Consider the following 13,728-nt stretch of genomic DNA (forward strand, 5'->3'; position numbering starts at 1 on the left):
GCCCGGCCCTCACCCTCACGGCGGGCGAATCCACCCGTTTCACACCGAATCCCACGCCCACCACCACGTGGCAGATCACGCAGCACCCCTTCCTCCGCACCCGCCAGGGCATCGTCGAACCGGGACCGGCCCCCACCACCTGAGCCGTGGTGTGCTCGGGTCGTGGGGGCCGGATGCTGTCGCGCTCTAGGCGCGCACTGGGTTACAGGGCGGGGAGGTCGGCGATTTGGATCATTTCGTCGCCGCGGGAGCGGGACCAGAGGATGCCTCGGCCGGGTGGGAGGCGCATCGGGCGGATGTCGCCGATGAGTTTGCCCTCGTCTCGGGAGCCGCTCATCAAGAGGGCCGGGACGGAGAGGTTCTTCATGGAACCCAGGACCTGGTCGTAGAGGGCTCGGGAGATGCCGCCCATGTTGCGGGAGATGATGACGTGGAGGCCGATGTCTCGGGCTTGTGGGAGGAGTTCTACCAAGGCGCCCAAGGGGTTTCCACCTGCTACGACCATGTCGTAGTCGTCGACTACGACGTAGATTTCAGGGCCGGTCCACCAGTCGCGGTCACGCAACTGCTGGGGGGTGATGTCGGAGCCGGGGATGCGCTTGGAGAGGTAGTTGACTACTTCCTTGATCATGCCGCCGCAGGTCTGGGACGACGTGGAGTAGCCGGCGAGCTGGTCGCCTTCCAGGACGCCCAGCAGGGTGCGGCGGTAGTCGATGAGGATGACGCGGGCGGTGTCGGCGTTGGAGCTTTCCGCGATGCCGCGAATGATGTTGCGCAGCACCGTCGTTTTGCCGGACTCGACCTCGGAGAAGACCATGAAGTGCGGGTCGGCGGCGAAGTCCAGGACGATCGGCTGGAGTTCGGATTCGCCGATGCCGATGGCCACCTTGGTCGGGCTCTGCTGAATGCCGTCGCGGCGGAGCAGGTCCAGCACGTGCTCGCGCGGAACGCTGCCGGGCAGCGTGCGCACCTCGGGTGCGCGCCGCTCGCCCCAGATGGCCTGCATCTCGGTGCGCGCGGCGGCCACACCCTCGGCCAGGTTCTGCGCGTTGGTGTCGGAGTCCAGGCGCGGCATGGCGATCAGCATGTGCAGCTGGTCGGCGGTGAGACCGCGGCCGGGCCGGTTCAACGGCACGTTGACCGCGACGCGTCGGCCCATCTCGGAATCCGAAGGGTCGCCCAGCCGCAGCTCGATGCGGGTACCGATCATGTCCTTCACCGAGGCGCGGATCTCACCCCACCGGTTGGCGCCCAGGATGACGTGGATGCCGTACGAAAGACCCTGTGCGGCAAGCTGTCCGACCTGCGGCTCCAGGCTGTCGAACTCCTCGCGCACCACCTGCCAGTTGTCGATGACCAGGAACACGTCGCCGAATCGGTCGGCCAGCACCGGATGGTCGGCCTGCCCCGCGGCCATGGCGTCGTGCTTGCGCCGCCGGAACTCGGCCATGGATTCGATGCCCTGGGCCGCGAACCGCTCCTCGCGCTCGCGCAGCAGGGTGGTGAGCTCGGCGATGGTGCGCCGCACCCGGTCCGAATCCATCTTGCCCGCAACCGAACCCACGTGCGGCAGCCCGACCAGACCGGCCATGGAACCGCCACCGAAGTCGAGGCAGTAGAACTGCACCTGCTCGGGCGTGTGGGTGGCCGCCGCCGACATGATGATGGTGCGCAGCGTGGTCGACTTACCCGACTGCGGACCGCCGACCACCGCCACATTGCCCTGCGCGCCGGCCAGATTGATGGTCAGCACGTCACGACGCTGCTCGTACGGCTTGTCGATGATGCCGATCGGCATCCACAGCTGCCCGTGCCGGTTGACCGGCGAGCGCCAGTCCGGATCCGGCAGCAGCATGTCCACGGTCGGCGATTCCGCGAGCGGCGGCAGCCACACCTCGTGCGCCGGACGGCCGTGCCCGGTCAGGCGTTTCACGACGGTCTGCAGCAGGCTGTCGGGCAGCCCCTCGTCCGCGGCGGGCGGCGGGGGCGGCAGCAGATCCAGCGGATCGAACGGCGTCTCGGGTTCGGGCTGCTCGAGAATCTCGACCTGCCCGGCGGTGAACTCGCGCGGCGGCGCTTCGACGACGGTCGTACCGTCCGCGGCCTGCCGGGCCGCGCGCGGCGCGACATAGGGCCCGGACACGTAGGTCGCGTTGAACCGCAACGGATCCGAGGCGTCGCTCTTCAGATAACCCGAGCCCGGGATACCGGGCAGGTGGTAGGCGTCGGTGATACCCAGCACCGCGCGGGATTCGTTGGCGGAGAACGTCCGCAGACCGATCCGATACGACAGGTGCGAGTCGAGCCCGCGCATCTTGTTCTCCTCCAGCCGCTGCGAGGCGAGCAGCAGGTGGACGTGCAGCGATCGGCCCAGTCGGCCGATCATCACGAACAGATCCGCGAAATCCGGCTTCTGCGAGAGCAATTCGGAGAACTCGTCGATGACCACGAACAGCGCGGGCAGCGGATCCAGCGGCACGCCGGCCGCGCGCGCCTTCTCGTACTCGACGACGTTGGCGAAGTTGCCCGCCGAGCGCAGCAGTTCCTGCCGCCGGTTCATCTCACCGGCGAGCGCGTCGCGCATACGGTCGACGAGCTCGAGCTCCTCTTCCAGGTTGGTGATGACCGCCGCCACGTGCGGCAGCGGATCCATGCCGAGGAAGGTCGCGCCACCCTTGAAGTCGACCAGGATCAGATTGAGCTGATCCGGCGAGTGCGTGGTGACCATCGAAAGAATCAGCGTGCGAAGGAATTCCGACTTACCCGAGCCGGTGGCGCCGATGCACAGGCCGTGCGGGCCCATACCGTTCTCGGCCGATTCCTTGATGTCGATCTCGACCGGCGTTCCGTCCGGGGTGATGCCGATCGGCACTCGCAGCCGCTCGCGCCCGGCGCGGGTGCGCCACACCTTGGCCGGATCGATCTGCGCGGCGTCCGGAATCTTGAGCAGGCTCATCAGACCCGGGTCGGCCGCGGAGGTGTTGTCGCCCAGGCTCACGATCTGCGCCGCGGTGGCGATCCGGTACCGCGCCAGGCTGCGCGCGAACGCCTCCACCTCGGGCAGGGTCACGCTGTCGGCATTGGCGAACTTCTCGGTGCCCGCCGCGCTCTTGGCGAACACCTCGCCCCCGGCGGCGACCAGCTGCAGCCCGCGCCGCGCGGCCAGGCTGTTCTCGGCGGAGCTCACGTCGATGACGGTGACCGCGTCCAGACCGGATTCGCTGATCAAACGCTCACTGCCGCTGACGTATCCGTCGTCGATGACCACGACCAGGTGCAGCCGCCCCGCGGTCGGCTGCGGATTGCGCATGAACCGCCCGCGCTCGAGCAGGTCGTCGGCCAGCGCCGTCTCCAGCTCGCCGAGCGAGCCGTAGATCATGCGCGCCGCGCCCATGCCGTCGCGTTCGGTGGCGTGCTGCACGTGCGGCAGCCATTTCGCCCACGCCCAGGCCTCGCAGTCGGGTTCGGCGGTGACGATGGCGACCGCGACGTGGTCAGGTCCGTGAAACGCGGTGAGCTCCATCAGCATCGACCACACCAGCCCGCGCGTGTCCTCGGCCGGTCCCTCGATATTGATGGCCGGGAAGGCACGCAACGACACCGCGGTCGGCAGGTGGTGCACCACGGAATGCGTTCGCACGAAACGCCGCAACGCGACGGTGGACACCGGCTCCAGATCCTCGAGCGGACCGGTCTCCGGCCGCGCCAGCTTGGCGGCGAGCCGGTGCGTGCCGATCCCGACCCGCACATGCCCGAAGTCCGGATCATTGGGCCGCCGCTCCCACATGCGCCGCGTGCCCACGATGGACGGCAGATCCGACGGCTCCGGATGACTCCAGATCAGCGTCTCCAGCTGCTTCTGCCCGGTGCGCCGCACCTCGCGCCGCGTCTGGTCGAGGTAGCGGAAGTAGTCCTTGCGTTCCTCGTTCAGTTCCGCGGAGCTCTTGGACGAGCCGCGCTGACCCATGAGCATGCCGGCCATCGACATGATCATCATCATCGGCATCATCATCATGTACGGGTTGGACAGCATGGAGCGGCCCATCAGCGACATCATGGCGAGCATGCCGATCATGGCGACCACCATGACCACCGGCATCAGCTTGCTCATCAGCGGCGCGGGCACGGGGCGCGGAATCTCCGGCGGCGCCGTCAGCGCCATCTCACCGCCCGGCGCACGCGGCGGGGCGATACGCGGGCGACGCACGAAACCTTCGGTTGCCATCAGGTATTTCTCCGGTCGTCTCTAATCGAGGTCGGGCAGTTCGTCGTCGCGTCGACGTCGCCGGAACGGAATCGACACGGCGAGACCGATTCCCAGCGCGGACAGGCAGACAATGGTGCCGACGGTGGCCACCAGCCGCGGCAAGCGCGGTGGGCCGATGGGCTTCTCTGGTGTCGGGAAAGCTTGCGGCTTATCGGCTCCGACATGGATCGGCAGCACCGGATCCTCGGAGTTCAGCACCTCGTCCGGGAACCGCGCGGTCAGCGCCGCCACCGGATCGATCATGCCCGCGCCCACGCGATCATCGCGCCCGTTCCCGGGCTGATGCGCGGTCAGGATGATCTGGTTCATGATCTGCCGCGCCGTCCAGTCCGGGTACTTGGCCCGCAGCAGCGCCGCCAGCCCGGCCACCTGCGGCGCCGCGAAGCTGGTTCCGTTGAGGCCGATGACCTTTCCGTTGTTGTCGACGCCGGTCGCGTTGATCAGCGCGCCCGGGGACTTGCTGTCCAGCGAGACCAGATCCTGGCCGATCGCCGCGACACCCACCCACGGACCGTAGAGCGTATTGCCGGACGGGTTGCCGTCGGGCGCGATCCACCCCACCGACAGCGTGTACTTGTCGAACCAGGCCGGACTGGAGATCGTCTTCACGCTCTTCCAGCCGGTCTCGTTATTGCTGTAAACGCCGTTCTGGGTCCCGCAACCCGAGGTCGAATCCAGATTGCCCGCGGCGACGACCACGACCACCTGGTGGTCGTAGGCGTAGTGCACCGCGGCCCCGAGCGCCTCGTCACCGGTCGGCGAATCGGCTGCCGTGCAAGCGGCTTCGGAGATATTGATGGTCTTGGCCCCCATGTCGACGGCGTGCACCACCGCCGCGGCCAGGGTCAGGCTCGGCCCGTACCCCTGCGCGCTCATGGTCCCCGGTGGCTTGTCGCCGCCGCTCTGGTCCTTGGCCTGATAGTGATCGCTGAACTGCCGAATGGCCAGGATCTGCGCGTCCGGCGCGACACCCACCAGCCCGTCGTCGGGACTGGGCTTCGCGGCGATGATGCCCGCCACCGCGGTCCCGTGACCGTCGCAATCCTCGGTGCCGTCACTGCCGGAGACGAAATCGCCGCCGGGCACCACATCCAGCCGCGGATTGGGCGCCACACCGGTATCGATCACCGCGATGGTCTGTCCCGCACCGCGATTCCCGAATCCGGGATTGGCCTGCCAGGCCGCGGGCAGATCCAGCACCTTCTGCGCGACCGACTCATCGCGCGGCACGACCTTGTTCTTCAGGTACCACTGGTTGCCGCATTCGACCTTCTTCTCGGTCGTCACCAGGGGTGCGGGCTTACCGGCCTTGTCCTGCGCGTCCCGCAGGCGATCGCGCGCCTCCTGCGTACCGAAATCGGAGGACGGCGGTTCGACCGTCTTGCCCAGCGCCGCCGGTGCGGCTCCCGCGGAGGCCTGCGGTCCCAGCAGCGCGCCACCGAGAACCGCAGCCGCACACAGTGTTCGCGCCCAGTTTCCAGGACGCCGACTCATATGTTCCGAGCCGTCGAGTAGACGTCCATGACCCACAGCACCAACGGGACGATCGAGCAGATCAGGCCGTATTCGAAGATCTCGTTGAAGCGCCGGGTAACCGGTGTGACCTCGACATGAGGTCCGATGACGCCGAATCCGATGGCCCCCACCGCGAATACCAGCAGCAGCCCGGCCGAGACGAGCAGCATGCCGTCGTCACCGAGCGCCAGCCCCACCGCCAGCGCGATGAAAGTGACGCAGCCGCTGACGATCAGCGTGGCCGCCTGGGTGAGATCGGCGAACGCGCGTCCGCGCAGGCACAGAATGATCGAGACGACCACGGCCAGCGCGATGCCCTGCCAGCGATCGGAGTGCAGTGGATCGGCGGTGCCCAGCGCACCGGCGGACGCGCCGATCGCCGCACCCATCACGATGCCGGTCTGGAACTGATTCGCGGTGCGGGCGCGCAGCCCGAGCCCGTGCGCGGACGGCAGCACGGTCGCACCGATCGCGCCGATGCCCTCGATCGTGGGCCGCGGTTCGTGGTCGGCCGGATCGATGGCCGCGCCCGCGGTCGGCACCGGCGGCACGGGCAGCCGGGCCAGCATGGCGGCCAGGCGAGGCACCATCGACAGCACGATGATCGACACGACCATCACGCCCGAGGCGATCTTGGGAATGCCCGTATCCCAGACCATCCGGACGGCCGCGCCGACCCCGGCCAACAGCAGCAGCGTGACCACCGCGGACACCACGGCCGCACCGGCCCCGATGATCCGATAGCCGACGATGGCCAGCAGCAATGTCGCCGCCGCGCCCATCATCAGATGCGGACTGCCGATCGATCCCGGCACCAGCAGCGCCGCACCGCCGAAGGTCAGCAGCAGCATGCACAGCGTCAAAACGGTCGCGGTCAGCTCATCGGCGTACTTGCGCATGGCGATCGCCCCGGCGACCAGCGCCGCGATGGCCCCGCCCAGCAGCAGCGGCGGCGCGACGAACCGGTCGCCGCCGGAACGCGAGATCAGCCCCAGCACAATCGCGAACGCCACCGCGGCCACCCCGGCCACGAGTCCGGTCCAGCGGGCCGCGCTCGGCGACCAGCTGCGGAACTCCTCGGCCGTGAGCCTCGACACAGCGTCGATCACGTCGTCGAACAGCGCGGGCGCTTCCTTGGCGGAAACCGCCCGCAGCACCAGCAATTCGCCGTCGTAGATCTCGGCGTCATTGAGCGTCTGACTCGGCGCGATCATGTCGCGGCCCAATTTGGCCAGTGTCCAATGCTGCGATTGCAAGGGCGTTCCGCCCTCTTCACCGCCGATGGGATCGGGATTGCGGGATTCGATGAGCCGCACCAGATCACCGATGAACGCGGCGATCGGCACGTTTGCCGGTAGGCCGACGTCGAGCTGGGTGTTCCCCCCGATGACGGACACGCGACACAATTCGGGTTCAGCGGCGCGCGGGCCACTGATCGACTGTGCTGTCACTTGCTGAACTGCTCCCCTGTCGCTTCAACAGTTGCCCGCCCAGGGCGGTTAACCATAATGTATCCGACTGTCCGCAGCTGTGCGATCGCACCGTGTGGGTGGGGATTGTGAACGAAAGACCAACCAGGTTCGACGAATTCGGGGTTCGACTAGGATGATCGACACTCGCCAGGCCCAGCGCGCCTTCGACGCCGGTGTGCTGTCTTTGGGGTTGAGCATCGAGGGCCAGGAGTCGAACCGGGATCTCGACTACGCGAAACTGGCCTTTCAGCGCGCCACCGAATGGGATCCCACCATGGCCGACGCCTGGCTGGGCCGGGCCGCCGCCGGTGAGATCACCACGGATGTTCTGAGCAACCTGTACAAGTGCAGCACGGTCTCGCTGGGACGCGAACAGCGCCGGTTGGGGCTGCAGCCGCGGCAGCTTGCCGGACGTTTTCTGCCGGGCCTCTACATCGACTATCCGCTGGCCGGTTTCACCGAGATCCACCTCGCCTGGGCCGCGCATCTGATCGCCGAGAAGTCCTTCGACGAGGCCGAGCAGGTGCTCGACGAGCTCGAAAAGCACCGCCGCGCGCGGGCTTCGGACCCGGATTTCGAGATCGACGGCCGCATCGCCAAATACGTGCGCGGCATCCTGCACTACAACACCCAGCGCTGGCCGGATGTGATGGCCGTGCTCAACGGCTCCGACGCCTGGGAAGACCCGTATCTGGCCGCGGGCGCGCATGTGATGGTCGGCACAGCCTGTGCGCAGCTGGGTCTGTTCGCCGAGGCGATCCGTCGCATGGAGGCCGCGGAGGCGGGCCCGATCCCGGCCGCGCGCACCGCCGCCATGTTCTGCCGCGGCCTGTGCCTGCGCGAACAGGGTCAGGCCGATGAGGCGCAGTCGCTGTTCGAGAAGGTGTATTCGCAGGCACCGGATTTCGAGGCGAACGCCGCGGCCATGCGCGACCGCACCTACCGGATCACCCTCACCAGCCGGGAGGTGATCGAGGCCCGCACCGACAAGTGGGATCCGGCCTCGGCGCCTTCGCTAGAGGAGAAGCAGGCCGCCGAGCACGAGGACCGCGCCAAGGAGATCCTGGCGCAGGCCCGGGCCGAACTGGACCGGCAGATCGGTCTGGCGGCGGTGAAGACGCAGGTCGCCAAGCTGCAGTCGAGTGCGCAGCTGGCGAAGATCCGTGCGGAGAAGGGGCTTTCGAGCTCGGCGCGCGGTCAGCATCTGGCCTTCACCGGCCCGCCCGGAACCGGTAAGACCACCATCGCGCGCGTGGTCGCCAAGATCTATTGCGGCCTGGGCATTCTCAAGACCGACAAGGTGGTCGAGACCAAGCGCTCCGACTTCGTCGGCCAGCACCTGGGCTCGACCGCAATCAAGACCGACGCCCTGATCGACACCGCCATGGACGGCGTGCTGTTCATCGACGAGGCGTACACCCTGATCCAGCAGGGTCTTTCGGGCGGTGACGCGTTCGGCCGCGAGGCCGTCGACACGCTGCTGGCGCGCATGGAGAACGACCGCGACCGGCTGGTGGTGATCATCGCCGGATACGACGGCGAGATCGACCGCTTCCTGGCCTCCAATGACGGTCTGGCCTCGCGTTTCGCCAAGCGGCTGCAATTCCCGTCCTACACCGCGGAGGAGCTCGGCGCGATCGGTCAGGTCGTCGCCTCCAAGCGTGATTCGGAACTGTCCGAGGACGCGCTGGAGGCGCTGGTCGCGACCTGCGCCCGGCTCTACGACATGGAGAGCACCGACCAGAGCGGGCAGCCCCGCCGCGGTGTCGACCTGGCCGGCAACGGCCGTTTCATCCGCAACCTGATCGAGGCCGCCGAGGAAGAGCGTGAATTCCGGTTGGCCAATGACGAATCCATCGATCTGAGCGCCGTCGACGAGTCGGTGCTGATGCGGATCGAAGGTCCCGACATGAAGGCCGCGCTGAGCACCCTGCTCGCCTCGCTGAACTTGTCGTCGGCCGCCGACTGAGGGGCGTACTGAACTGTGAACGACTTTCCGCGGGGAGCGGGCGGCTATCAGCCGGGCGGAAATGGTGGGAACCCCTACGGCGGGGATGGGGGGTACCCCGGAGACGGGCAGCACCATCGCCCGCCGGGCGGCACTCCCCAAGGCGGGCGGGGCAACTTCGCGCCGAACACACCTGATGCCAACCCCCAGCGCGACCCGCGTGAATATGGCCGGGGCCAGCAGGGTTTCGGCCCCGGTGGACCCACTCCGAACGGTCCTGGCAGCGGTGGGCGCGGCGACTTCGCACCGAACGGACCGGTTGGGCGCGGGCCGAACAGCCCCGGCGACCGTCCGCAGGGCGAGCGGAACCCCTACGGGCGGGGCGAGCCTGACCGCTATGGAACCGGTGGACCCGGCTTCGGCAGTGCCCGGCCGGGTGACCAATCCCGCGGTGAGAGAGGCGACTTCGGGCACGGCGGGTTCGATGGCTTCGCGCCGGGTGGTTCGAACGCTGCGGGTGGCTCGAGCGTAGCCGCGCCGCCGCGACCCGCGCCGCCGCAGCCGCGACCGGCCGAGGAGCGGCCCCCGGCGCAGCCGGAGCCGTCGGCTCGGGGGCGGCATGCTCAGCCTTCCGCGGATTCGCAGGCTGCCAAAGTGGTTTCGGCCGAGCTGCGGTCCGATGATTTGTGGTTGTTGCGGAATCTTCCGCTGTCGCTGGTGATTCCGGTGGCGTTGGTCGGCGTCGTGGCGTCGCTGGTCGCGGTCGCGTTGCAGACGCCTTGGTGGGCGGCATTGATCGCCGGACTGGTGCCCGTGCTGATCGGGCTGGCCCCGGTGGCCGGGGTACCGGTCGGCATGCGGTTGGGCCGCTGGGTCGCGTATCGGTGGAAGCGGGCGCAGCGCAAGAACTTCGACGAGAACGCCGCGGTCGACGTTCCGATGCCCGAGGGCGGCAGTTGCGGATTGCGCTGGGACGGCACGCTGTTGACAACCATGCTGCGCATCGATCCGCCGCCGGACACCCTGACCCTGCTGCGGCGCGGCTCGCTGAGTACCGATCAGCTGTTGCCGCTCCACGAGATCGCCGCCTGCCTGCGGCAATACGATGTCGAGCTGCATTCGATCGACGTCATCAGCACCGGCACCCGCACCGCCAGCCCCGAAGCCGTCATCTCCGGTTACGCGGCCAGCATCGCGCCGCTGGGCCGCCTCTACGACGAGATCCTCGGCCCACTGCCCGCCATCGCGCACCGCACCATGTGGCTGGTGCTGCGGCTGAACCCGCTCGGCAATGCCAAGGCGGTCGACAATCGCGGCGGCGGTCCGGAGGGCGCGCTGCGCTCGGCCCTGGTCGCCACCCGCCGGGTCGCGAATCGCCTGGCCGGACATGGCATTACGGCGTCCGTGCTCACCAACTCGGAGATGACGACCGCGCTGCGCGAGCTCACCCGCGGCATCCCGGTCGCCGAACTCACCGAGCACCCGGACAATCTGGAGCACAACGGGGTCTACCTCACCAGCTACCAGATCGATCCCCAGCTCTTCAATTCCGATGGCCTGGCCAAGATCTGGTCGGTGCGCAGCCTCGCCACCACGGTGACCGTGCGCCTGCAGCCGGTCCCCGAGCCGAACGCCAAGCCCGGCCAGCCCGCCAGCATCATCGAGGTGGACGCTCGCGTCCGCTACGACACGCCTTACGAGCACGGCGAACCCCCGGTTGCGGGCCTGAAAGAGCTGCCGCGCCGCCAGCTTTGGGCGCTCATGGACATCCTGTCCTACGGCACCCAGGAGGTTCGCCCCAGCGGTTACCGCGGTCCGGTCGACGTCCTCACCGATATCGCGATGCCGACCGCGGGCTGCGGCCAGCTCATCGGCGCGGACGCCACCGGCAGCGGTATCGCCGTCCCGCTCATCGGCGACGGCTCCCGCCGCATCGACATCATCGCGAGTCTGCCGCTGGCCCAGCAGGTCATCCTGCGTGCCATCGCCCTCGGCGCGGGCGCGGTGGTCCATACCGCCCGCCCGGGCGCCTGGCAGGCCATGGTGGCGAATGTGGCTGCTCCGAACGCGCTTTCGCTGGCGTCCTCGGTGACCCACAGCTCGCGCGGCACCGCGGTGACGGGCCGATTGGCCAATCCGGCGGCCACGGTCATCGTCTTCGACGGCGTCCCCGCCAGCGCTCCCCCGGGCTCGGCCACCGTGGTCACCATCCACGGCGCGATCTCCGAGGATTACCAGCCCGACGCGGATGTCACCATCGTCCAGCATCCGGACGCACCTCACACCATCACCGTCCACACGCCCGCCACCATGACGACCGCGCAGATGGTCACGACCCCGGCCGAACAGCACTACCTGACCGGGGCCGGGGCGCGGCGCTGATCGAATTCGGCCCGGAGCCGATCGACGAGGGGGAAACGCACGACATGGGTTTCGGTACCGGCCGACTACGGTCGACCCGCATCCGGCTGCGTGCTGCGGCGGCCGCCGCGCTGGCGGTCTCGGTACTCGCGAGCGCCGGGTGCGGGTCGGAATCCAGTGGGGCCGAGGACAAGACAGCCGACCTGACCAAACTCGACACCGGCAACTACGCGACGAAGCCGACGGATCCCACCACTCCCGATCCGGCGGCGCGGGCGCGGGTGATCGAGGCGCTCCGGCTCGGGAACATCATGCCGCTGGCCTCCGAGATCGATCCCGAGTTGACGACGAATACCGATGTCCCCCATGTCTTCCTGAAGAAGAATTCGTTCTCCGGCTATCTCAATGTCGATCACTTCGACGAGGACACACCGGGTTTCCTGTCCGGTTTCGCCACCGCCGCACAGTCTCCGGCGGAAGCGGGTCGCCGTTCGCTCGACGACGCGATCATGATCTTCGACAGCGATACCGCCGCGACGAATGCCGCCGCCGCACTGGCCCGCACCGGCTTCGATCTGAAGGATGAGGAACGCGCCGAAGTCGTTCCGGTGCAGTCGAACACGTATCCGGGCGCGCAGATGTTGTGGAATCCGAAGAAGCAGAACCTGGCGTCTTGGTACCCGACGGGGCGTTTCGTCATCGTCACCCTGATCCACAATTCGGAGAACTCCTACCTGCAGAGCTACTGGAACGTGCCTCCCGAGCCCGCGCCGATAGCGTTGGCCGACAAGGCGATCGAGGTGACTGCCGACCGGCTGAAGACCTTCCAGGCGACGGCTCCCGACAAGCTCGCCGGGCTGCCACTCGACCCCGACGGCATCCTCCGGCTCACTCTCGCCCGCCCGGACGGTGACCGAACCGCCAACGCCTTCAACGGCACCCTCGATCGACACGGCGCGCTACACAAGCGGGACGACCCGGCCAAGAGTCGCGCGCTCTTCGAACAGACCGGCGTAGATCTCGTGGGTTTCGGTGCGGGAGAACTGATCCGGACGCGTGACACCGCGGCCGCGCAGACCTATTTCGACACGGCGTTCGTCGACAAATTCCAGCACAGGATCGACTCCCCGCCGGGTCTGCCGAACGCGCGCTGCGTGAAGTACCACGGCCCACGCAAGTCCGAGTTCCCCTTCAACTGCTATGTCACCTTCGGCCGGTACGTCGCCGCGGTGTGGTCACAACAGCTGCAGGACGTGTACCAGCGGGTGTCCGCGCAGTACGCCATCCTCGCCAACGACAAGTAGGGGAATCGTGAAGCTCCTCCATGCTCACCGTTCCACCGCCGGAACGGTTTTCGGCGCCCTCACGCTCGGACTGACCGCCGCGTTCCTGGTCGGCTGCGGCTCCGGCACCCCGGGTACCGCGACTCCCGGCGAGGTCGACGTCCGGAAGCTGGCCGTCGGCAACTACCCCACCGATCCACTCGACGTCCGCTCGACGGGCTTCTACGGATCGGAGGACGGCAAGGCCCTCGCCCTGGCGCGACTGGCCGACAATGTCGTCGTCGGGACCGATGTCGATCCGAAGTTCGGCCACAATGTCCTGTCGCTGTCGCTGCTTTCGACCGGGACCGCGAAGTATTCGATGGTCCTGGCCGGTGCCGTCCAGCCCGTGCTGGAGAGCAACGGCATGATGTTCGGCTTCTCGTCCGCGGCCAGCACCCACGAGCTGGCCAAGTCCGGCGGAGACCTTTCGGCCAACTTCAATCCCTTCGCGGGCGCGACCGGAAATCCGGACGCCACCTCCTTCAACGTCACGGTCCTGCAATTCCCCGACGAGCAGCGGGCGCAAGCGGCCGCGGACCAACTGGAGGCCGCCGACTTCGCCGTCGCCGCCGACCAGAACGTCCCCGTCACCCTCGACAAGCAGCCGAGCGCCAAGGCCCACTGGCGGCCCGGCATCGCGTCCCTGGCCGCCACCATGGCACGCGGCCACTACCTCGTGAACGTCTATGTGGCCCAACCCAAACCGGAGCTCGACGGCCTGCGCACCCTCGCCGACCAGGTGCTGGCGGCCCAACTCCCCCTCCTCGACCAGGCCCCGGCCCTGTCGCCCCGCGAGATCTTCCGCCTGAAGTACGACCCGGACGCCATGCTCCGCCGCAC

6 protein-coding genes and 1 pseudogene are annotated in these 13,728 nt (G+C 68.2%); 4 read left to right on the plus strand and 3 right to left on the minus strand.

The features are described 5' to 3' along the window. Positions 1 to 202: 202 nt before the first annotated feature. From eccCa to eccD, 3 genes are read right to left on the minus strand one after another with little or no spacing between them, the layout of a single operon-like run. A complete protein-coding gene (eccCa, locus tag ACAM49_RS33160; RefSeq protein WP_369639496.1) occupies positions 203 to 4,225 on the minus strand; it encodes a type VII secretion protein EccCa in 4,023 nt (1,340 codons plus the stop codon). Between the two features lie 21 nt (positions 4,226 to 4,246). Beyond that, on the minus strand, positions 4,247 to 5,761 hold the full coding sequence (gene mycP, locus ACAM49_RS33165) for a type VII secretion-associated serine protease mycosin (RefSeq protein WP_369639497.1): 1,515 nt from the start codon (positions 5,759 to 5,761) through the stop codon (positions 4,247 to 4,249). After that, positions 5,758 to 7,179, minus strand: a complete 1,422-nt coding sequence (eccD, locus tag ACAM49_RS33170) for a type VII secretion integral membrane protein EccD (RefSeq protein ID WP_369639498.1) — start codon at positions 7,177 to 7,179, stop codon at positions 5,758 to 5,760. Before eccD ends, mycP begins: the two co-directional genes overlap by 4 nt. A gap of 208 nt (positions 7,180 to 7,387) precedes the next feature. On the opposite strand from eccD, the gene eccA reads away from it, so the two are divergent. The 4 genes and pseudogenes from eccA to ACAM49_RS33190 all read left to right on the plus strand — a co-directional run. After that, on the plus strand, positions 7,388 to 9,223 hold the full coding sequence (gene eccA / locus ACAM49_RS33175) for a type VII secretion AAA-ATPase EccA (RefSeq protein ID WP_369639499.1): 1,836 nt from the start codon (positions 7,388 to 7,390) through the stop codon (positions 9,221 to 9,223). 633 nt (positions 9,224 to 9,856) lie between these two features. Beyond that, positions 9,857 to 11,584, plus strand: coding sequence for a type VII secretion protein EccE (eccE, locus tag ACAM49_RS33180; protein WP_369639500.1), 1,728 nt, complete (start codon positions 9,857 to 9,859; stop codon positions 11,582 to 11,584). Between the two features lie 44 nt (positions 11,585 to 11,628). Beyond that, positions 11,629 to 12,867: a hypothetical protein gene (locus ACAM49_RS33185; RefSeq protein ID WP_369639501.1), complete on the plus strand. Its 1,239-nt coding sequence runs from the start codon at positions 11,629 to 11,631 to the stop codon at positions 12,865 to 12,867. A 7-nt stretch (positions 12,868 to 12,874) separates the two neighbouring features. Then, a pseudogene (locus ACAM49_RS33190) lies at positions 12,875 to 13,728 on the plus strand (hypothetical protein); the annotation flags it as partial.

This window comes from Nocardia sp. JMUB6875 (genome assembly GCF_041154655.1).
In the GTDB taxonomy this organism is placed as follows: domain Bacteria; phylum Actinomycetota; class Actinomycetes; order Mycobacteriales; family Mycobacteriaceae; genus Nocardia.